At 64.6% G+C, this 19,173-nt stretch carries 21 protein-coding genes; 11 read left to right on the top strand and 10 right to left on the bottom strand.

The window, feature by feature from the left end:
* Nucleotides 1-108: 108 nt before the first annotated feature.
* Nucleotides 109-2,034: a hypothetical protein gene (locus EJ078_RS26965; RefSeq protein WP_127216447.1), complete on the top strand. Its 1,926-nt coding sequence runs from the start codon at nt 109-111 to the stop codon at nt 2,032-2,034.
* Between the two features lie 76 nt (nt 2,035-2,110).
* On the opposite strand, the gene EJ078_RS26960 is transcribed toward EJ078_RS26965, so the two are convergent.
* Nucleotides 2,111-2,470 (bottom strand): hypothetical protein, encoded by a 360-nt coding sequence (locus EJ078_RS26960; RefSeq protein WP_127403954.1) that lies wholly within the window; start codon nt 2,468-2,470, stop codon nt 2,111-2,113.
* Nucleotides 2,471-3,016: 546 nt separating this feature from the next.
* Between EJ078_RS26960 and EJ078_RS26955 the strand changes: the two genes are divergently transcribed.
* The 4 genes from EJ078_RS26955 to EJ078_RS26940 all read left to right on the top strand — a co-directional run bounded on the left by EJ078_RS26955 (nt 3,017) and on the right by EJ078_RS26940 (nt 5,514).
* The gene (locus EJ078_RS26955; RefSeq protein ID WP_127217354.1) at nt 3,017-3,448 is read left to right on the top strand and encodes a cupin domain-containing protein; all 432 of its coding nucleotides are present in this window, start codon (nt 3,017-3,019) and stop codon (nt 3,446-3,448) included.
* A 183-nt stretch (nt 3,449-3,631) separates the two neighbouring features.
* A complete protein-coding gene (locus EJ078_RS26950; RefSeq protein WP_127217353.1) occupies nt 3,632-4,393 on the top strand; it encodes a copper homeostasis protein CutC in 762 nt (253 codons plus the stop codon).
* A 14-nt stretch (nt 4,394-4,407) separates the two neighbouring features.
* Nucleotides 4,408-4,902 (top strand): GNAT family N-acetyltransferase, encoded by a 495-nt coding sequence (locus EJ078_RS26945; protein ID WP_127217352.1) that lies wholly within the window; start codon nt 4,408-4,410, stop codon nt 4,900-4,902.
* 126 nt (nt 4,903-5,028) lie between these two features.
* Nucleotides 5,029-5,514, top strand: a complete 486-nt coding sequence (locus EJ078_RS26940; RefSeq protein WP_127404048.1) for an SRPBCC family protein — start codon at nt 5,029-5,031, stop codon at nt 5,512-5,514.
* Nucleotides 5,515-5,519: 5 nt separating this feature from the next.
* Here the strand turns inward: EJ078_RS26940 and EJ078_RS26935 are convergent, their stop codons facing one another.
* Nucleotides 5,520-6,542: an acyltransferase gene (locus tag EJ078_RS26935; protein ID WP_127217542.1), complete on the bottom strand. Its 1,023-nt coding sequence runs from the start codon at nt 6,540-6,542 to the stop codon at nt 5,520-5,522.
* Between the two features lie 292 nt (nt 6,543-6,834).
* On the opposite strand from EJ078_RS26935, the gene EJ078_RS26930 reads away from it, so the two are divergent.
* From EJ078_RS26930 to EJ078_RS26915, 4 genes are read left to right on the top strand one after another with little or no spacing between them, the layout of a single operon-like run.
* Nucleotides 6,835-7,533, top strand: a complete 699-nt coding sequence (locus EJ078_RS26930) for a fumarylacetoacetate hydrolase family protein (protein WP_095825631.1) — start codon at nt 6,835-6,837, stop codon at nt 7,531-7,533.
* Complete coding sequence (gene maiA, locus EJ078_RS26925) at nt 7,530-8,180, top strand: maleylacetoacetate isomerase (protein WP_127404049.1); 651 nt, start codon at nt 7,530-7,532, stop codon at nt 8,178-8,180. Before EJ078_RS26930 ends, maiA begins: the two co-directional genes overlap by 4 nt.
* Nucleotides 8,170-8,649 (top strand): DUF4262 domain-containing protein, encoded by a 480-nt coding sequence (locus EJ078_RS26920; RefSeq protein WP_127217135.1) that lies wholly within the window; start codon nt 8,170-8,172, stop codon nt 8,647-8,649. The genes maiA and EJ078_RS26920 overlap by 11 nt, the downstream gene beginning before the upstream one ends.
* Before the next feature lie 57 nt (nt 8,650-8,706).
* Complete coding sequence (locus tag EJ078_RS26915) at nt 8,707-9,747, top strand: zinc-dependent alcohol dehydrogenase family protein (RefSeq protein ID WP_067329463.1); 1,041 nt, start codon at nt 8,707-8,709, stop codon at nt 9,745-9,747.
* A gap of 9 nt (nt 9,748-9,756) precedes the next feature.
* Here EJ078_RS26915 and EJ078_RS26910 read toward each other — a convergent pair whose 3' ends face one another.
* Nucleotides 9,757-10,620 carry a DMT family transporter gene (locus EJ078_RS26910; protein WP_127217133.1) on the bottom strand — a complete coding sequence of 288 codons (864 nt, stop codon included), beginning with the start codon at nt 10,618-10,620 and terminating at the stop codon, nt 9,757-9,759.
* A gap of 102 nt (nt 10,621-10,722) precedes the next feature.
* On the opposite strand from EJ078_RS26910, the gene EJ078_RS26905 reads away from it, so the two are divergent.
* Entirely contained in the window at nt 10,723-12,168 is a 1,446-nt protein-coding gene (locus EJ078_RS26905; protein WP_127217132.1) for a PLP-dependent aminotransferase family protein, read from the top strand.
* Here EJ078_RS26905 and EJ078_RS26900 read toward each other — a convergent pair.
* From EJ078_RS26900 to EJ078_RS26890, 3 genes are all read right to left on the bottom strand, one after another.
* Entirely contained in the window at nt 12,165-12,662 is a 498-nt protein-coding gene (locus EJ078_RS26900; RefSeq protein WP_066999871.1) for a MaoC family dehydratase, read from the bottom strand. The two genes, EJ078_RS26905 and EJ078_RS26900, sit on opposite strands and share 4 nt — an antisense overlap.
* Before the next feature lie 188 nt (nt 12,663-12,850).
* A complete protein-coding gene (gene phaP / locus EJ078_RS26895; protein ID WP_066999869.1) occupies nt 12,851-13,279 on the bottom strand; it encodes a TIGR01841 family phasin in 429 nt (142 codons plus the stop codon).
* 67 nt (nt 13,280-13,346) lie between these two features.
* Nucleotides 13,347-14,642, bottom strand: a complete 1,296-nt coding sequence (locus EJ078_RS26890; protein WP_127216713.1) for a DUF445 domain-containing protein — start codon at nt 14,640-14,642, stop codon at nt 13,347-13,349.
* A gap of 195 nt (nt 14,643-14,837) precedes the next feature.
* Between EJ078_RS26890 and rirA the strand changes: the two genes are divergently transcribed.
* Nucleotides 14,838-15,299: an iron-responsive transcriptional regulator RirA gene (rirA, locus tag EJ078_RS26885; RefSeq protein ID WP_066999863.1), complete on the top strand. Its 462-nt coding sequence runs from the start codon at nt 14,838-14,840 to the stop codon at nt 15,297-15,299.
* On the opposite strand, the gene EJ078_RS26880 is transcribed toward rirA, so the two are convergent.
* The 4 genes from EJ078_RS26880 to EJ078_RS26865 are packed head-to-tail and all read right to left on the bottom strand — an operon-like array spanning nt 15,296 to nt 19,165.
* Nucleotides 15,296-16,084: a heme ABC transporter ATP-binding protein gene (locus EJ078_RS26880; protein WP_095801905.1), complete on the bottom strand. Its 789-nt coding sequence runs from the start codon at nt 16,082-16,084 to the stop codon at nt 15,296-15,298. The two genes, rirA and EJ078_RS26880, sit on opposite strands and share 4 nt — an antisense overlap.
* 7 nt (nt 16,085-16,091) lie before the next feature.
* A complete protein-coding gene (locus EJ078_RS26875) occupies nt 16,092-17,192 on the bottom strand; it encodes an iron ABC transporter permease (protein WP_127216712.1) in 1,101 nt (366 codons plus the stop codon).
* A gap of 6 nt (nt 17,193-17,198) precedes the next feature.
* Nucleotides 17,199-18,092 (bottom strand): hemin ABC transporter substrate-binding protein, encoded by an 894-nt coding sequence (locus EJ078_RS26870; RefSeq protein ID WP_127216711.1) that lies wholly within the window; start codon nt 18,090-18,092, stop codon nt 17,199-17,201.
* Between the two features lie 11 nt (nt 18,093-18,103).
* Nucleotides 18,104-19,165 (bottom strand): hemin-degrading factor, encoded by a 1,062-nt coding sequence (locus EJ078_RS26865; RefSeq protein ID WP_127216710.1) that lies wholly within the window; start codon nt 19,163-19,165, stop codon nt 18,104-18,106.
* Nucleotides 19,166-19,173: the final 8 nt, after the last annotated feature.

Raw genomic sequence — 19,173 nt, 5'->3', positions numbered from 1 at the left:
TCTTGGGCCTGGGATCGCCCACGCAATCTTGCAGCCAAGGCGGCTTCTTCCCGGGCCGCCGTGCCCCCGGCCCCGGATGTTCAGGGTCTAAACTCCGGTAAGTCCGGGGTGCGAAAGGATTATCTCAACACGACGCCCGAAGCGGGCGAGAACTCGCGCGAGGACCTGCCCGATGCTTTCGCTCCGGCGACAAGCTTCGCCATGGCCTTACCTCCCCGTGTTCGCAGGCCGACGAGCCCCTTGTTACGCTTGAGCGTCGCCGCAATTTGTCTGGCCGTGCCGCTTGGCTATGCGTTGACGAAACAAAAGCCGGTCGAAAGCGCCCCCGCTGTTTCGCGGGCCGATAGCTACTCCCTTCCCGATCTTTCACGCCCTTTGGAGATTCCTGCCAGCACGGCATCAACCGACGCACCCACGAACGGCGAATTGCCCAAACCGGATCTCAACGCTGCCGAAGCACAGGTCGAGGCAGCTCGTGCTCAGGCAGCAGCTGCAACGGAATTGGCTGGCCAAGAGCACCGAGCGATGGAGGAGGAGCGCGCCAGGAGTGCCTCTCTGGAGAGTGCGCTCGCTGAGACGCGCAAGCAGATCGAGGTGCTGAAGACAAGCATGGCAGCCGCCGCCGACGCCAGCGAGGAGCGTTTGCGCAACGAACGTGTGGCAGCCCGCACGCTCGAGGCATTGCGGTGGATTGCGCAAGATGTCCGCGCGCGGATCAGCGAAACCATCGACCATGTCTTTATACAGATGCCCGCTGCTCGCCTCGAACGGGAGCGAACCGAACGGATGGCGCGCGACCTAGCGCAAGCGCGAGCGCAAATTGAACAGCTGGAAGCCAAAGCCGCCGGGGATCGCGCCAAAGCCGAGGCTTCGCTGGCGCAAGCGAGCGGAATGCTTGACGAGGAGCGCCGGAAGTCGGAGGACCTTCGTGGCGACATCGCTGAAATGGAGCAGTCCAAGGCCGCGATCGCGGACACGGCTGAGCGGGAACGGACCGGTGCCGCTGCGACGCGAGCAAGGGTTGAGCAGACTGCCGCCGAGACGGCGCAGGCATTGGCACGGGAACAGGCTTCAGCAGTCGCGAACCGTGCGGACCTCGACAAAGCCCGGCTCGAGCGCGACGCGGCCGAACAGGAGCGAGTCAAGGCCGTCTTAGCAAAAGAGCGTGCCGAGCGGACTGCCGCCGAGACGGCGCAGGCTCTGGAACGCGAACGCGCTTCAGCAATATCGGCCCAAGAGGACGTCACCAGAGCCCGCCTCGAGCGCGACGCGGCTGAGCAGGAGCGAGCGAAGGCTGTCTCGGCGAAAGTGCATGCCGAGCAGGCTGCCACTGAAACAGCGCAGGCGCTGGAGCGCGAACGCGCTTCGGCAGTCGCGGCCCGTGAGGACCTCGACAAAGCCCGGCTGGAGCGCGACGCGGCGTTGCAGGAGCGAGACAGGGCTGTCGCGGCGAGAGAACGTGCGGAGCAGACTGCTAGCGAGACGGCGCAGGCGCTGGAGCGCGAACGCGCTTCGGCAGTCGCGACCCGGGAGGGCCTTGACAAGGCCCGGTTGGAGCGCGACGCGGCGTTACAGGAGCGCACCAAGGCGGTCGCAGCGAAAGAGCGCGCGGAGCAGAGTGCTGCCGAGACGGCGCAGGCTCTGCAACGAGAACGCGCTTCAGCAGTGTCGGTCGGAGAGAACCTCAACAAAGCCCGCCTCGAGCGTGACACAGCCCGCCAACTTTTGGGACAGGCCGCCATGAGGCTGAAGGAGGCTCTGGACAAGCAACGTGAAGCGACGGTTTCTTTCGCCCGCGAGCTGGCCGCCGCGCGTGCCGATAATGATAAGCTTCGGGCTCAGCGCCGCGACGCTCAGATAGAGCCGCCGCTGAAGCCGCGCACTGGCCGCGCATCGGCCGGCGCAGGCCAGACGAAAGCTGTCAGCCAAAAGAAGACTACGTCCAGCAAGGTTCGCAAACCGTCGCGCGAAATCCGTGTGCGTGCCATCACGCTTCCGTTTTCCCTCCGGCCAAGCCATTCGACGTTGGACTGAGCTGGAACGACTGCCCTGGAAAATCGGGGCTGGGCAGCCTGAACTCGACGTCTACGGCGAGGGCTCCCACTGTGCGCTATGTCAGCCCGATCACGCTGCCTTTCGCGTTCAATTCGCAGCCGACCGGCGCCTGGCGCGTCTCGACGCCGCCTTGATATCCGTAGTCGATGCTGACCTGGACGGGAGCCGATATCCTCTGTCGGCTCACCCGCCGTACGGAACCTGCACTGCTGACGCGCACACTGGTCGCGCCAAACTGAGCTGCGGCCTGCTCGATTGCCTCACGGCAGGCACGAACGATGTTGTCCGGGACACCCGGCAGCACTTCAATTGGATGGACTGCCAGTGGAATAGCGCTGTCTTCGAAGGGCAGCAGGGCGGGCGGAAGGTCGAGCGACCTTCCGCCGTTGCCGGCTACGCCCGCCCTTGACGTCACTGACCCGGTTGTGGTGGGGCTGCTTCCGTCATCGTTAGACGGTGGGGACGGTGGGTCAGACGGCGGACTGCCGCCGGAGCCACCGGGATCGCCGCTAGTTCCGTTGTGCTGACCGTTGTTGCTGCCAGCGCCATGACCGCCGCTATTCCCGTGATCGCCACCAGCGTTATGACCTTGGCCGCGCTCGCCGCCGGCCGCGGCTCCCGCGCAAGCTATCGCGACAGAGCACGCGAACGCGAGATGGGCCAAGCTGGATCCCAGATATTGACGCACGGCACCCTCCAAAGGCGCTTCGGCCGGCCGTCCTTCCGCCGCATGCCGTCAGAACGGCGCAGCACCCCCAGGCAACTCGCGACTACGCCAGGGAAACTAACTAGGGGATGATTCCGGTCTATCAAGGGACTGGGTGCGGCAGCACCCAAGTGCGGGGCAGATTTGAAGGACCTGGCAGCTGATAGTTCATACAGCCCGGGAAGCCCCAAAATCCTTTCTCCTTGCGAGTCGACAGCGCTTAGGCGATTTTGCCGATCATTTCGGGAGGAAATCGTGCGAAACATTCCGGCATCGGCGCTGCTGCTGGCGGCCGCTTTTTATGCAACCACCGCCGACGCTCTGGACAGTTCGGCCACACCTGTTGTCGTGACGCCATTGGCGTCGAAGACGACCACGGCATCCGGCCAGCCGATCAAGCTGCCGCAGAAGAATGTCGAGGTCCAGGTCTCGGCCTATCAGATCGCGCCCGGCGCGACGCTGCCGGTGCACAAACATCCCTTCCCGCGCTATGCCTATGTCGAGGCAGGCACCCTCAAGGTCACCAACGTCGAGACCGGCAACAGCAACACCTACAAGACCGGCGATTTCATCGTCGAGATGATCGGCCAGTGGCATCAGGCGACTAATATCGGCAGCGACCCGGTGAAGCTGCTGGTGATCGACCAGGTCGAACAAGGCGCCAAGAACACAATCCTGCAGCAGTAGCGAGGCAACGGGGCTCAGCTGTTACGCGGTCGGGGCGGCGCTCCAAGGCTTGAGCAATCAATAACTTTGCGCCGAACAAAACCGAAAGTGCAAAGTGACGCTTTCGCTTGCTGGACCGATTGATGCGGCTTTCGCCTCGATCGCCACGATGCTAGGGCTGCGCTTTCTCTTCAACATGGATGGATGATGGTGACCGACGCTCAAAGGCCCCTGATCGAACTCTGCGTCGAAGGCATTGACGGGCTGCTTGCCGCGCAGGCCGCCGGCGCCGACCGGGTCGAGCTTTGCGCCAGCCTCGTCGAAGGCGGCATTACGCCGAGCCTCGGCACGGTGCGCGTAGCCCTCGAACGTGCGACCATCCCGTTTCATGTTATCGTGCGCCCGCGCGGCGGCGATTTTCTCTACAGCGAGGCGGAATACCAATCGATGCTGGCCGATATCGGCGCGCTGCGCGATCTCGGCGTGGCCGGCATCGTCGTCGGCTGCCTGACCGCTGACGGCGCAATCGATGAAGCGAGAATGAGCGAACTGGTGCGCGCCGCCGGTCCCCTCAATGTCACCTGCCACCGCGCCTTCGACATGACGCGTGACCCGGCCGAGGCGCTCGAAGCGCTGATCCGCTGCAAGGTCGGCCGCGTGCTGACCAGCGGGCAACGCGACACGGCGCTGGAGGGCGTCGATCTGCTCGCGCGCTTGGTTCGCCAGGCCGGCGCACGCATCATCATCCTCGGCTGCGGCGGGCTGGCGCCCGACAATATCGGCGAGGTTCGCCGGCAAACCGGACTGACCGAGATGCATTTCGCCGCGCTTGCCGACGTGCCGAGCGCCATGCGCCACCGCAACCCGCATGTCGGCATGGGCGGCACCGATCTCGATCGCGAGTACCGCAACACGGTGACCGACCAGGACTTGGCGGCGGCAACGATCGCGGCCGCGAGGGTCTGATGCGGGAAGTGACGATGTCGAAAGATCGCTCGCCGATCGAACGCGTTTCGCCTGCCGACGAGGCCGCCATTCTCGCTCTCAACAACGAGCATGCCGCCGAGTTGTCCTGGCTTGAGCCGGAGCGCCTGTCATTCCTGATCGGGCAGGCTTTCTACACGCGCCGCATCGGGGCGCTCGAAGCCTTCATCATGTGCTTCGATCAGGATGCCAGCTACGAAAGCCCGAACTTCCTCTGGTTTAGTGAGCGCTACCCCCGCTTCGTCTATGTCGACCGGGTGGTGGTCGCGGCCGAAGCGCGCGGCCGCGGCCATGCCCGCCGTCTCTACGAGGATCTGTTCGAGCATGTCAGGCGCGCATGCCACACGATCGTAACCTGCGAGGTCAATGCCGATCCCCCGAACCCCACATCGGATGCCTTTCACGCGGCGCTCGGCTTTGGCGAGGTCGGCGATGCCGTGATCCACGGCGGCAGGAAGTCGGTGCGCTACTACGCCAAGCCGATCGACTAGCGCATGGCCCTGGAAGCCAGAGGCTTTCAACCATGAGCCAAACAAGGTCTCATGCGGCCCGCCGCACTGGCCACAAACAGAAGCTGCAGCTAATGTATCGTCTTCGCGTGCCGGGGGCGTGACATCATGCCGAGCAACGTCTTCCGCTTCGACGAGAGTTGGAACATTCCCGATGCCACGCCGCAGGAAGTGTGGGATGTTCTGTCCGACGCCGAGTTGCTGCCGCTCTGGTGGGGCGACGTCTACAAGGAAGTCGAGCCGCTCGACAAGAAAGGCAAGGCCGTCGTCGGGTCACGGGCAAGAGCCAGGGCGCGAGGCGCCCTGCCCTACGAGCTGAACTTCATCATCGAGGCGGCGGAGCTCGAGCCTGGCCGGCTGGTGGTGGTCAAGACCTTCGGCGATTTCGACGGCCTGTGGCGGGCCGAACTGTCGCCAGCCGGAAGCGGAACGCATGTGAAGCTCACTTGGCAGGTCATCGTGGAGAGGCCGATCCTCAAACTCCTGGCACCCTTGCTCAGACCGGCTTTTGCGTGGAATCACCGCTGGACCACACCTCGCGGCGAAGCCGGGCTTCGACGCTATCTCGCCGCACAAAAAACCGGCAAGGCCTGACCTCCTCACCAATTGCGGTTGAGCCAGCCGCGCGTCGGTTTCTCGACGATGTAGTAGCTCGCCAGGGCGCAGGCGAAGACCGCGGCCAGCATCGGGATCGGCGCCACGTCGCGGTCATGGACGAATTTGTAGAAGGGCTGCTGCCACAGATAGAGCGAGTAGGACCACAGCCCCAGCATCACCATCGGCCGCGATGACAGTAGACCGGTCAGATAGCCGCCGGCGAAGTCGAGCGTGTTGACGGCGAGCGCCACCAGCGGCACGCCCAGCAGATAGTGCAAGGGCGTCGGCACCGGATCGAGGAACAGCAAGATTCCCCCGACCGCGGCCCCCAGCGCCAGATGCCGGTTCCTGAGGAATGCCGGCAGGTGTCCATCGGCCTTGAGCAGGCAGATCGCCGCCGACAGCAGGATCGAGGCGATATGCACGTCGGTTCGCCAATAGCTGGTTTCGTAGTCCATGCCGAAGGCCCAGTAGGAAATAGCGCCGTTGGCCATAGCGAGCAGCGACAGCATGACAAGCAGGCGCACGACATTCGCGCGCCTGGAAACCGCCACGCTGATCAGCGCCAGGATGACATAAGAATGCTCCTCGATGGCAAGCGACCAGATATGGTCGAGCGCGCCCGCGCGATTGATGAGAATGCCGGCATAGTTGTAGGTGAATGTCAGCGCGGTAAGCGCCGCCTTCCATTTGAAGGCAATGAAGGTGCCGGAGAGCCCGATCATGACGGCAACCACGAACACCAGCAGGGCTGGATAGACGCGGGCGAACCGGCGCTTGAAGAACTTCTTCAGCGGAAAGCGCTCGACGAACAGGATTTCCCCCATCAGCCGGCCGCTCAGCACGAAGAAGAACTCGACGCCGAGCACGCCGAGATTGATGCCGCGAATCGGAAAGAAATGGCCGATCAGCACGAAGGCGATCGACAGGCCGCGCCAGCCGTCGAGATAGGCCAGCCTTGCCCGTGCCGCCTTGTCGGCTGCGGCCCGCGGCAGGACGCCGGCCGTCGCGGAGATGTCGGTCATGCCCGTCCCTCGCAACTCGAGGTCCCGGCATAGCCGTGCCTGGAACCGCTTCGTTTTCCCCGCCGCAGTTATTTTGCAGTGCGGGATAATCTTGTGCAAGTGCGAAGCAGCGAATTCACAGGCAGTTCCTGCCAACCGATTGCGAACACAAAAGAAAAAGGGGCCGCGGCGGGTCCTGCCGCCGCTTGGTGAACCCGCCATGGTCGGCAATGTTTCGTGGCCTCATGCCTTGCCCGCCTGCCGAAATCGGCCGAATGTGCGGATAGATTCATTTCCAACGCAGAGACCGCCTATGGCAGACTTCGTCCTCCCTCCGCCGGCGATCGCTTCGGTCGCGGTGACCGGCTCGGCGGAACGGTTTGCCGTGCGCCGCATCTTCTGCGTTGGCCGCAACTACGCGGCGCATGCGCGAGAACTCGGCAATGACGAGCGCGATCCGCCCTTCTTCTTCACCAAGCCGGCCGACGCCGTGGTCGACAGCGGCGCCGAGATCCCCTACCCGCCGCTGACTGGCAATCTCCACCACGAGATCGAGCTGGTCGTGGCGATCGGCAAGGCCGGCTTCCGCATCCCTCGCACCGAGGCGCTCGCGCATGTCTGGGGCTATGGCGTCGGCGTGGACCTCACTCGCCGCGACCTGCAGGACCAAGCGAAGAAAGCGGCCCGCCCCTGGGACTGGTCGAAGGCCTTCGACTTCTCCGCGCCTTGCGGCCCGCTGCTTCCGGTCGCAAGGTCTGGCCATCCCGAAACGGGTCGCATCTGGCTCGCTGTAAACGGTGACGTAAAACAGGACGGCGACCTCGCCGAGCTGATCTGGCCCGTCGCCGATGTCGTCTCGATCTGCAGCGAGTCGGTCGAGCTCCAGCCCGGCGACCTGATCTTCACCGGCACGCCGGCCGGCGTTGGCGCGGTTCAGGCGGGCGACAAGATCACTGGTGGCGTCGACGGCATCGGCGCCGTCGAGGTCACCATCGGGCAGCCGAGGCGATGAGCGACCTCATCCTCCATAACTATTATCGATCCTCCACCTCATACCGGGTGCGGATCGCGCTGGAGATGAAGGGGCGTGCCTACACCTATGTGCCCCACCATCTGCGCCATGGCGAGCATCTCGAGCCCGCCTATCTCGCGGTCAATCCGCAAGGGTTGGTGCCGGCGCTGGTGCTCGACGACGGAACGCTTTTAACCCAGTCGCTGGCGATCATCGAATATCTCGACGAGATCGAGCCCGAGCCGCCGTTGTTGCCCAAGGATGCGCTGGGACGCGCCAGGGTCCGGATGCTGGCGCAGATGATCGCCTGCGACATCCATCCGGTGAACAATCTGCGCGTGCTCACCTCGCTGCGCACCTTGTTCGGCGCCGGCGACGAGGATGTCGTCAACTGGTTCCGGCATTGGGTGAATGAAGGTTTCCAGCCGCTTGAAAAGATTCTGGCCGCCTCGCCCGAGACCGGCAGGTTCTGCCATGGCGATACACCGGGGCTCGCCGATATCTGCCTCGCCGCGCAGGTCACCAACAATGCCCGCTTCGGCGTCGACATGGCGGCCTATCCGGTGATCTCGCGCATCCACGCCGCCTGCATGGCGCTGCCGGCGTTCCAGAAGGCTGCGCCGCAGAACCAGATCGATGCCGAATAGGGAAGCAAGGGATCCCGACGAGGCTAAGACGCTCGCCGATATCGAGGAGTATGGCTGTCATATTCTCTACGTGCTGGAGGACGACGAGCACCCGCCATTCGCTTACTCGGTGGGGATAGAGTACAATTTCAAAGCCCCTGAGCTGGTCGTCATCGGGCTCAAGCCGGAGCTTTCGCAGACCATCATCAACGAGTATTGCCGACGAGTGCGCAGCGGCGAGAGGTTCAAGGTTGGAGAGCGGGCGTCGGGTTTCCTGGGAGGTGGCTTCGACTGTCAATTCGTTGCGGTCCATCCCGCCCACTACCCTGAATATTTCGGTTGGGACCTATGGTTTTACAACGGGCCCGTTTTCCGGATTCTGCAGCTTATCTTTCCGACAACCTCCGGTGTTTGGCCCTGGGATGCCGAAGCCGCCGAGTGGTTTTGCAAGCGGCAACCATTGCTCGACCAACCACCATGGCCGACTTAGCTTGGGACCTATTACCCAAAATCGCCCTGCCCTTTGAACTGGATAGAAAGCACTCCCATGAAAGCTGTCGTCTTCGAAAAATTCGGCGAAGCTCCCACGATCCAGACCGTGCCTGACCCCAAGCCGGCGGGGGATGGCGTCGTCATCAAGGTCGAGGCGACCGGTCTTTGCCGCAGCGACTGGCATGGCTGGATGGGTCATGACGACGGCATCACGCTGCCGCATGTCCCCGGCCATGAACTGGCGGGCGTCGTCGTCGCCGCCGGCAAGCAGGTGAGCCGCTGGAAGGCCGGCGACCGCGTCACCGTGCCTTTCGCCGTCGGCTGCGGCCGCTGCTTCGAATGCAACTCCGGCAACCATCAGGTCTGCGAGCACCAGACCCAACCTGGCTTCACGGGCTGGGGCTCGTTCGCCGAATATGTCGGCATCGAGCATGCCGACACCAATCTCGTACGCCTGCCGGACGAGATGGAGTTCGCCACTGCCGCCAGCCTCGGCTGCCGCTTCGTCACCTCCTTCCGCGCCATCGTCGACCAGGGCCGGGTGACGCCCGGCGAGTGGGTGGCGGTGCATGGCTGCGGCGGTGTCGGTCTCTCGGCGATCATGATCGCCAGCGCCATGGGCGCCAATGTCATCGCCATCGACCTCACCGACGAGAAGCTGGAGTTTGCGAAAAGGATCGGGGCGGTCGCGACCATCAACGCTTCGACCACGCCCAATGTCGTCAAGGCCGTCAAGCAGATCACCAACGGCGGCGCGCATATGTCGATGGACGCGCTCGGCCATCCAACCACGTGCTTCAACTCGATCGCCAATCTGCGCCGGCGCGGTCGCCATGTTCAGGTCGGGCTGATGCTGGGCGACCATGCCCGCCCGCAAGTGCCGATGGACAAGGTCATCGCCTTCGAGCTCGAAATCCTCGGCAGCCACGGCATGCAGGCCTACCGCTATTCCGCCATGATGGACATGATTCGCACCGGCAAGCTGAAGCCCGAACTGTTGGTCGGCAAAAGGATCAGCCTCGATGAGGCGCCAGCCGCATTGATGGCGATGGGCGGCTTCGAGGGCATCGGCATCGGCGTGGTGACGAAGTTTTGAGTAGGCTCCCTACCTGGCGAACTTCTTCGCCCCGAACACGCAGGCCACCACGCCGAGCGTGACCACCACCATCAGCGGGCTGACCTGCTCGTGCAGCAGACTCGCCGCGAGCGCCAGGCCGAAGAAGGGCTGCAGCAGTTGCAATTGCCCGACCGCGGCGATGCCGCCCTGCGCCAGGCCGCGATACCAGAACACGAAGCCGATCAGCATGCTGAACAGCGAGACATAGCCGAGGCCGATCCATGCGCCGGAGCCGACAGCGGCAAAAGACGGCGGCAGGGTCGCAAAGCTCAGCGCTAACATGACCGGCAGCGACAGCGCCAAGGCCCAGCAGATCACCTGCCAGCCGCCGAGCTTGCGCGACAGCGCCGCACCTTCCGCATAGCCCAGCCCGCAAGCGATGATGGCGGCGAGCATCAAGCCGTCGCCGACCGGTGAGGCGGTCACGCCTTGCGACAGCGAGAAACCCGCGACTAGCGTGCTGCCCAGGCAGGAAAACAGCCAGAAGGCCGGGCGCGGACGGTCGCCGCCGCGCAGCACACCGAAGATCGCCGTCGCCAGCGGCAGCAGGCCGACAAAGATGATGGAATGCGCCGCCGTGACATGTTTGAGCGCCAGCGCCGTCAGCAGGGGAAAGCCGACCACGACGCCTAGCGCAACGACGACCAGCGAGACCAGATCGCCGCGATCCGGGCGCTTCTCGCGGAACAGGAACAGCACCGCGATGCCGAGCAGGCCGGCGATCGCCGCACGGGCCGACGTCAGGAAGGTCGGGTCGAAATCGACCACGGCCACGCGCGTCGCCGGCAGCGAGCCGCTGAAGATCAGCACGCCGATGAAGCCGTTGAGCCAGCCGTTGAAACTCTTATCCATCATCCGCTCCGTTTGCGCTTCTGTACCGGCAGAGCGCATGGCATTGCCAGAGACAATGGGGTACAATTCCGCAAAACTGTATTGGTCGACAGGGAAGTACAGATGGACACGCCCGACCCGAAGGCGACGAATGCCGGAACGCTCGTCGAAGCCGTCATGTCGGCAATCCGGCAGCGGATCGCCGCGCGCATCCTGACGCCGGGCGCGCGCTTGCCTTCGATCCGCGCCTTCGCCGGCACGATGCAGGTGTCGAAGTCTACCGTGGTCGAGGCCTATGAGCGGCTTGCGGCGGAAGGCACGATCCGCTCGCGGCCGGGCTCCGGCTTCTTTGCTGCCGGTCCGCTTGCGCCGCTGTCGCTGGCCGAGATCGGCCCGCGGCTCGACCGCGCCGTCGACCCGCTCTGGGTCTCGCGGCAAGCGCTGGAGGCAGGCGACGATATGCTGAAACCGGGCTGCGGCTGGCTGCCGGCTTCCTGGATGCCTCAGGCCGCGTTGCGGCAAGCACTGCGCGGCGCCGCCCGAGCCGACGATGCGACGCTTGCCGACTACGGCACGCCGCTTGGCCTGCCGGCACTGCGGCAGCTGCTTGCCCGCCGCCTGTCGGCGCACGGCGTCGAGGCTTCGCCGGACCAGATCATGCTCACCGAGTCCGGGACGCAGGCGATCGACCTGCTGTGCCGCTTGCTCCTCGAGCCGGGCGATGCGGTGCTGGTCGACGATCCCTGCTATTTCAACTTCCATGCGCTGCTGCGCGCGCATCGCGCCAAAGTGGTCGGTGTCGCGATGACACCCTCGGGGCCCGATATCGACCTCTTCGCGCAAGCGCTCGCCGAGCACAAGCCGCGCCTCTACATCACCAATTCCGCGCTTCACAACCCGACCGGCGCGGTGCTCTCGCCGGTTATAGCGCACCGGCTGCTCAAGCTTGCCGATCAATCGGATCTCGCCATCGTCGAGGATGACATCTTCGCCGATTTCGAGCACGCGCCGGCGCCGCGGCTGGCGGCCTTCGATGGCCTCGGCCGCGTCGTCCAGATCGGTTCCTTCTCCAAGACGCTGTCGGCTTCGGTGCGATGCGGCTTCATCGCCGCGCCCCGCGACTGGATGGAACGGCTGATTGACCTCAAGATCGCCACGACTTTCGGCGGCGGGAGGCTCTCCTCGGAACTGGTGCTGACTCTGCTGAAGGACGGCAGCTACCGCAAGCATGTCGAGCAGTTGCGCACCCGCCTGTCGCGCGCAATGGCCGAAACAGCCGGCAGGCTGAAAGCAATGGACGTTATGCCCTGGATCGATCAGGGGGCCGGCATGTTCCTGTGGTGCCGCCTGCCCGACGCCATCGACGCCGCCGATGTCGCCCGCCATGCGCTGGCGGATAATGTCGTGCTGGCGCCCGGCAACGCCTTCAGCCTGTCGCACTCCGCCGGCCGCTTCATGCGTTTCAACGTCGCCCAATGCGCCGATAAGCGCAACTTCAGAGTGCTTGAAAGGGCAATGGCCGCGTCCCGCCGCAAAGGCGCGTCGCAGCCCGGCAGCGGCAGAGCTTAGGCGCCTGCCCGCTTGCGGCGCTCATACATCATCACCAGCGTCTCGGCAGTCAGCGCCGGCTTCTGCTCGCCCTCGATCTCGACGGTGTTCGCGGCCTTCATCAGATATTGGCCGGGGCCGCGGTCTTCCATGGTGAGCAGCGTCGTGCGCAGCCGGATACGTGCGCCGGACTTCACCGGCGCCAGGAAGCGCACTTTGTCGAAGCCATAGTTGAAGGCGGCTTGCGTGTTTTCCGGCACGATGCCCATCTCCAGCGCCAGCGCGCCGATGATCGACAGCGTCAGATAGCCATGCGCGATCGTAGTGCGGAACGGGCTCTGCCGCTTCGCGCGCTCCGGATCGACATGTATCCACTGGTGGTCGCCCGTGCATTGGGCGAACTGGTCGATGCGCTGCTGGTCGACCGTCGTCCAGTCCGACACGCCGATCTCCTGGCCGGCCATTGTCCGCAACTGTTCGAAGGTCGGCGGCGTCCTCGGCCGATTTTCCGTCATTCCTGCTTTCCTGCTGGCTTCTGCCAATCTCCCGACCATGAACCGGCGGCTCCTGTCAATTCGCGGCGCCTCGATTTCACCCTCAGACTTGACGGTTTTACGGCAAGCCGCGAACGCGCAGCCGCACGCGCCGATTGCTCAGCCGCCTGAACCCGATCCGGAAAACCCGAATAGGCGCCCTGGATTGCTCACTTCCCGTCGTAGCCGGCCCGGATTTCCGCCATCGCGTCCTTGATCCTGTCGCGCAGGATTTCGACCGATTCGGTGCCGGATTTCCGAACCAGGTCGGCGACCTCGCCGGCATTCTTCAGCGTTGTCTCGAAGGATTTCCTGGCGAAATCCACCTGCTTCGTCATCAACTCCTGCGGATTGCCCGGAGGCTGGTAGTTGCGTGCCATCCGGGTAATTTCGCCGAGCGCCTCCTGCACCATTTCGTGCTGTCTCGACAGAATGGATGACGCGCCGGCGGCGCTTGCCCTGGCCGACTTCTCCAGAGCCTCGAGATTCCTGCGGTGGTGATCGAGGATCGCCTGGATGTCGACCTTCGGCAGCTTCAAGTCGCGGCCGAACCTGCTGAAGATGTCCAGAAAAGAGTCGGATTCCGGTTGTCTTGCCATGTCGTCGCCTCCCGATCTGCCGCTCTTACAGCGCCCACTAGGGAGAATAGTGCGCGCCCGGTCCGCGTCAATTGAGGAGAAGCAGCCGCTCCGCCGAATAGAGTGCCAAGCCGGCCAGACCGCCGATTACCATGCCGTTGAAGCGGATATACTGCAGGTCCTTGCCGATATTGATCTCGATCAGCCGCGTCAGCTGGGCCAGATCCCAGCGCTTGACCTGATCGGCGATGAATTTCGACACGCCGCTCTTCTGGCTTTCGACGAAGGAGGCGAGCGCCACAACAAAACCCTGGTTCATGTCGGCCCTGATCTGGGCATCGTCGGCCAAATGCCGGCCGACCTCGACGAACAGGTTGGCGAGGTGCTCGCGGATCGTCGAATTGGCCGCGTTGGCGTCCTGCTCGATGAACAAGCGCAGGCTTGCCCAAGTCTCGCCGGCGAGAGCCCTGACTTCCGGACGGCCCAGGAAATCGCGCTTCAGCCTTTCGGCGCGTCTTGCATATTGCTTCGAGGTCCTGAGCCGCTCGACGAAGCCAAGTACGAAACGGTCGAACTCAGCGCGCGCCGGATGATCGGGATCGGCCCGCACCTCCTCCAGCAGCAACCCGGCGGAAGCGACAATCTTCTTGAGCAGATAGGCGTCGGCGCGAAACAGGTTGAACAGCGACGGCAGTTCCTCACGGATCTTTTCGCGCATCGTCGCCAGCGCCTTCTCGTCGTTCAGGAAGCGCCCGACCACCCTGGTGAACTCGTCGAACAGTTTCTGGTGGCGCCGGTCGTCGGTGAGCGCCGACAACAGCTCCGCGGCTAAAGGCGCCAGCGGCACTTTTTCGATCTGCTCCAGCAAGCGGCTGGTGACGAAGTCGCGCAGCCCGGACTGCTCCACGGCGGTCAGCGTCTGCGGCACCAGGCGGGCGACGAATCGCGACAGGTCGGCGGCGCGTTCGGCGTCGGCCAGCCAGTCGGCGACGAGGGCGGCAAAGTCGACCTCGGCGAGCTTTTCCCGCACGGGCTCCGGCGCAAGGAAATTGGCCTCGATGAACCGGCCGAGATTGTCGGCGATGCGGTGCTGGTTCTCAGGAATGATGGCAGTGTGCGGGATCGGCAGGCCGAGCGGGCGCCTGAACAACGCCACGACCGCATACCAGTCGGCCAGCCCGCCAATGATCGCCGCCTCGGCGAACGCGGCAACAAAGCCGAGCCACGGATGGGTGATCTCTAAAGACTTGGCGAGCGCGAAGACAAGGATGCACAGGCCAAGCGCTGCGGCGGCGACGAACTTGGTCCGCCGCAATGCCGAGAGCTTTGCCTGCGCATCGGCGTCGAATCGAACCGGCGCGAGGGCCTGAGCTGATTGTGACATGGAAAGGCCTTCCCTATTGCACCCGGACTTATCTAGGGCCTGCGCCGGGGAAACGCTCGCTCAAAGCGCATTGCGGCGCGATGCGGCGGACACGCACAAAAAGTTGATAAGTTTATTCAGCTATGTAGCGGTCCAGTCTGGAATTGTTCCAAACTATGGGCCATATTCGGCCCAAGCTCATTTCGCGAGGATACCATGCGGCTCACGCGCCAGACGAACTATGCGATGCGCATACTGATGTATTGCGCCGCGAACAGCGACCGGCTGAGCCGCATCCCCGAGATCGCCACCGCCTATTCGGTTTCGGAGCTGTTTTTGTTCAAGATCCTGCAGCCGCTGGTCGAGGCCGGCCTGGTCGAGACGGTGCGCGGCCGCAATGGCGGCGTCAGGCTCGGCCGCCCGGCGGAGCAGATCAGCCTGTTCGACGTCGTGCGCGTCACCGAAGAGAGCTTCGCCATGGCCGAGTGCTTCGAGAACGACGCCGCCGAATGCCCGCTGGTCGACAGCTGCGCCTTGAATTCGGCACTGCGCGAAGCGCTCAATGCCTTCTTCGCCGTGCTCTCCCGCTACACGATCGCCGACCTCGTCGCCGCGCGCCCGAATGTGCGCCACCTGCTTGGCATCGATCTCCTGGAGCAGCGCGCCCCGGCTGCCTAAGCTGCCGATTGCGGCAACACGAACGGAACGCTTCCAGCAGGCAGTGCGCCGACCTTGAGCCGGCAGTCGAACACCTTTTCGATCAGCTCGTCATTGAGCACGTCTTGCGGCGAGCCGGCGGCAGCCAGCTGGCCACGAGAGAGCACGAAAATCCGGTCGGCATACATGGCCGTCAAATTGAGGTCGTGCAGGATCGCCACCACGCCGCCGCCGCGCCGGGCGAAATCGCGCGCAATATTCATGATGATCAGTTGGTGCTTGACGTCGAGGCTGGAGACAGGCTCGTCGAGGAAGAGGTAGCGCGGCCTGCCCTCGAGCACCGGCGCCCAGACCTGGCAAAGCACGCGGGCAAGCTGGACGCGCTGCTGCTCGCCGCCTGAAAGCTCCTGGTAGAAGCGGCCGGCAAAGCCGTCGAGATCGACACGCGCCAGCGCCCGCTCGGGCAAGCGCGCATCCTCGCCGGGCAGCACCCCGGAACGCCCGCCGATCAGGCCGAGACGAACGACCTCTAGCACCGTGAAGGGAAAGGACAGCGTGGTGGACTGCGGCAGCACGGCGCGATGCGTCGCTGCCTCCACCGGCTTCATGGAAACCAGGTCTCGGCCATTGAGGATGACAGTGCCGGTATAGGAGAGCTCGCCCGTCAGCGCCTTGAGCAGCGTCGTCTTGCCCGAGCCATTGGGCCCGACGATTGCCGTTACCTCGCCCGGCCGCGCCGTGAAATCGACATGCGACACGATGCGCCTGGAGCCGATCGCTACGGAGATGTCCCGGGCTTCGATCATCGGCTGCTCACAGATCAATGACGCCGCGCTTGCGCAGCAGGATCCACAGGAAGAACGGCGCGCCGGCCACTGCCGTGACGATGCCGATCGGCAGTTCGGCCGGAGCGACGATGGTGCGGGCGACCGCGTCGGCAAGCAGAAGCAGCGAGGCGCCGAGCAAGGCCGAGGCCGGCAACAGGTAGCGGTTTTCCGGACCGATGGCGAGGCGCAACAGATGCGGCACGACGATGCCGATGAAGCCGATGCCTCCGCTGACGGCGACCGACGCACCGACCGCCGCCGACACGCCGACGATGGCCGTGTATTTCAGCCGCTGGACCGGAATGCCGAGATGGCCGGCGGTCGCCTCGCCGAGCGCCAGCGCATCGAGGCCGCGCGACAGAAACGGCATCGTCGCCAGTGCCAGCAAGATCACCGGTCCGACCGTGCCGATTTTCGGCCAAGTGGCGCCGCCAAGCGAGCCGAGCTGCCAGAAGGTGAGGTCGCGCAATTGCCTGTCGTCGGCCACGAAGACCAGTATGCCGGTCAGCGCCATGGCAAGGGCGGCGATCGCCAGGCCGGCGAGCAGCATCGTGGCGACTGACGTCCGGCCGTGGCGCGTCGCAATGGCATAGAGCAGCAGCGTCACCGCCAGGCCGCCGAGGAAGGCTGCCAGCGGCAGGGCGAGCGTGCCAAGGGCGAGCGTGACAGGCGCAAGCCAGGTTGTGCCGAGCACGATGATTGCCACCGCGCCAAGGCTCGAGCCGGCCGAAACGCCGATCAGGCCGGGATCGGCGAGCGGGTTGCGGAACAGTCCTTGCATCACCGCGCCGGAGACGGCGAGCGCGGCGCCGATCAGCACGCCGAGCAGCACGCGCGGCATGCGGATGTCATAGACGATCAGCCGGTGGCGCGCGGCGAGCGCCGTATCGGCCGGCACGCCTCCGGTCAGCCAGTCGCGGAGGACGCGAACGGCGGACGCGTCCGAAGCGCCCGAGGTCAGCGACAGGAATATGGACAGCGCAAGCGCGACAGACAAAAGCAGGATGACGATCCTTGCCCGCGCCGAGCGGTCGCCATCGGATGCCCTCACCCTGCCCGCCGGCCCCGCAATCGACTGTTCGGCCATCACCGCTCAGTCCGTGACCTGATTGCCGTAAAGCGAGACGGCGAGGTCGTGGATGGCCGCGGCCGTGCGCGGCCCGAAGCCCAGCAGGTAGCCGCCATCCATGCTGATCAGCTTGCGGGCAGCTCCCGCGGGCGTCGAAGCGATCGATGGATTGGCGAACAGCTCATCTTCCGAGATCGGTGGACCGGCGTTTTTCATGGTCAGGAGCACATCCGGCCTTGCGGTGACGATCGCCTCGTCGGACAGCTGCTTGTAGCCCGAAAAACCCTCGACCGCGTTGACGGCGCCGGCAAGCCTGATGATGCCGTCGCCGGCCGTATCGCTGCCCGCGGCCAGGATCTTGCCGCCCTGCATCGACAGCACGAACAGCACGCGCTTGCGCTCCTTGATCGCGGCCGTCTGCTTTTCGGCCGACTTCAGCTTCGCGTCCGTCTCCGCAGCGAGCTGCTCCGCCTTAGCCTCGACCCCCAGCGCCCTCCCGACGGTGCGGATCTTTTCGAGGATGCCTTCATGGCTGTAGCGCTCCGGCACCTCGACAAAGGGCACGCTCGATTTCTTCAACACGTCGACGGTTTCCTTCGGGCCGCTGCCATGCAGGGCTAGAATCCCCGATGGATTGACCGACAGAACGCCCTCCGGCGACAGCGCGCGCATATAGCCAACATCAGGCAATTTCTGCGCGGCTTGCGGGAAAGAGCTGGTCGAATCACGGGCGACGAGATGACCTTCCTCGCCGAGCGCATAGACGATCTCGGTGATCGAGCCGCCGATGGCGGCAATCCGCGAGGTGTCGGAGAAGACGGCCCTACCTTCATCGGCTCCGGCAGGCATAGCGGCGGCGGCAAGCAGAACGGCGACCAGCAGCGCAAGCCCAGAGCGGAAACGGTGAACGACACGCATCGAGTCTCGCCTCATGCAGCGGTCGGGCTGGGGATGCGGGGCAGGTTCTCGGCCAGGAAGCGCCAGTCGTCGCGCTCGCCCTCGCCTTCATGGCGCTTGCCGAAGAACTGGATGATCATGCCCCCCTTGGCGTCGTAAGCCTCGAGCGAGGTGACATGGCCATCCTTGGTCGGCTTGCGCACCGCCCAGACTTCATGGATGTGATCGGTCCTCAGATGCAGGTGGAAGGTCTCGTCGAGCACGTTAATCCATGGTCCCATCGGCTTGACCGACTTGATCGGGCCGGAATGGATCTGGATGCAGCCGCGGTTGCCGACGAAGCACATGATCGGCATCTCGCCTTCCGCCGCGTGGTGAAACATGGCGCTGACGGCATCATTGTCGAGCAGCCATGCATAGTCCTGGCCGACCATGCGCACCGCCTCACGGCGGCTGAGCTTCAGGGTCTTCAGCATGCCGAAGAACTGATGCACGTCGGTCATCCGGCTCCAGCGGTCGCGGAGGTCGTCGATGCTGGCTACCAAGGCTTGCACCTCCACTTCGTCCTCCGGCGCGCTTGAGGCGATTGCGATCGTCGGCTCCTGGTTCGACGATTCAAGGCTCGCCATCAGCTTCTGGTAAGCATAGAGGTTCGAGGCTGCCCGCAGATGCACCTTGTGAACGGCCTCGCCGGCCGCATCGAAGAACTGCAGGCTGCGGCGGATCTCGCCCCCGTCGCGTTTCTCGACGGCAAAGCCATGTGCCCACACTTTCGGGAAGATGCGCAGGTCGATGTTCTCGCCGAGCACCATGGCGTTGTGATTGCCAGTGACGACCTTGTCGTAGACGCCGATCTTTTCGTGCACGGCGCTTTCGTTGCGGGTCAGCGCCATCACTTCGCCGACCGCTTCGAGGCCGCTCAGCAAGTCATTGACGCGCGGCTCGACGCGCACGGCGCCATGGCCGCAATGTGCCGCGACCAGCTCTGCTTCCGAAATGCCGAGTTGGGCCGCCAAATCGCGCTCGCGCATCTTCGGATTGTCTTCCCGCGAACCCCGGATCTCGTCCGGCGACGGCTTCACGCGTTGGTCCATATCGTCCA

It is taken from the genome of Mesorhizobium sp. M1A.F.Ca.IN.022.06.1.1 (assembly GCF_003952605.1).
In the GTDB taxonomy this organism is placed as follows: domain Bacteria; phylum Pseudomonadota; class Alphaproteobacteria; order Rhizobiales; family Rhizobiaceae; genus Mesorhizobium.
This window is presented reverse-complemented; position numbering and strand designations above follow the sequence as displayed.

Excerpts from the sequence above, each read along its gene's own strand:
- EJ078_RS26900 (WP_066999871.1), bottom strand. The coding sequence starts at position 12,662 with ATGACGGAAAATCGGCCGAGGACGCCGCCGACCTTCGAACAGTTGCGG.
- phaP (WP_066999869.1), bottom strand. The coding sequence starts at position 13,279 with ATGGCAAGACAACCGGAATCCGACTCTTTTCTGGACATCTTCAGCAGG.
- EJ078_RS26930 (WP_095825631.1), top strand. The coding sequence starts at position 6,835 with ATGGCAGACTTCGTCCTCCCTCCGCCGGCGATCGCTTCGGTCGCGGTG.
- rirA (WP_066999863.1), top strand. The coding sequence starts at position 14,838 with ATGCGGCTCACGCGCCAGACGAACTATGCGATGCGCATACTGATGTAT.
- EJ078_RS26865 (WP_127216710.1), bottom strand. The coding sequence starts at position 19,165 with ATGGACCAACGCGTGAAGCCGTCGCCGGACGAGATCCGGGGTTCGCGG.
- EJ078_RS26950 (WP_127217353.1), top strand. The coding sequence starts at position 3,632 with ATGATGGTGACCGACGCTCAAAGGCCCCTGATCGAACTCTGCGTCGAA.
- EJ078_RS26920 (WP_127217135.1), top strand. The coding sequence starts at position 8,170 with ATGCCGAATAGGGAAGCAAGGGATCCCGACGAGGCTAAGACGCTCGCC.
- EJ078_RS26875 (WP_127216712.1), bottom strand. The coding sequence starts at position 17,192 with ATGGCCGAACAGTCGATTGCGGGGCCGGCGGGCAGGGTGAGGGCATCC.
- EJ078_RS26880 (WP_095801905.1), bottom strand. The coding sequence starts at position 16,084 with ATGATCGAAGCCCGGGACATCTCCGTAGCGATCGGCTCCAGGCGCATC.
- EJ078_RS26945 (WP_127217352.1), top strand. The coding sequence starts at position 4,408 with ATGTCGAAAGATCGCTCGCCGATCGAACGCGTTTCGCCTGCCGACGAG.
- EJ078_RS26915 (WP_067329463.1), top strand. The coding sequence starts at position 8,707 with ATGAAAGCTGTCGTCTTCGAAAAATTCGGCGAAGCTCCCACGATCCAG.
- EJ078_RS26910 (WP_127217133.1), bottom strand. The coding sequence starts at position 10,620 with ATGGATAAGAGTTTCAACGGCTGGCTCAACGGCTTCATCGGCGTGCTG.
- EJ078_RS26905 (WP_127217132.1), top strand. The coding sequence starts at position 10,723 with ATGGACACGCCCGACCCGAAGGCGACGAATGCCGGAACGCTCGTCGAA.
- maiA (WP_127404049.1), top strand. The coding sequence starts at position 7,530 with ATGAGCGACCTCATCCTCCATAACTATTATCGATCCTCCACCTCATAC.
- EJ078_RS26940 (WP_127404048.1), top strand. The coding sequence starts at position 5,029 with ATGCCGAGCAACGTCTTCCGCTTCGACGAGAGTTGGAACATTCCCGAT.
- EJ078_RS26890 (WP_127216713.1), bottom strand. The coding sequence starts at position 14,642 with ATGTCACAATCAGCTCAGGCCCTCGCGCCGGTTCGATTCGACGCCGAT.
- EJ078_RS26935 (WP_127217542.1), bottom strand. The coding sequence starts at position 6,542 with ATGACCGACATCTCCGCGACGGCCGGCGTCCTGCCGCGGGCCGCAGCC.
- EJ078_RS26870 (WP_127216711.1), bottom strand. The coding sequence starts at position 18,092 with ATGCGTGTCGTTCACCGTTTCCGCTCTGGGCTTGCGCTGCTGGTCGCC.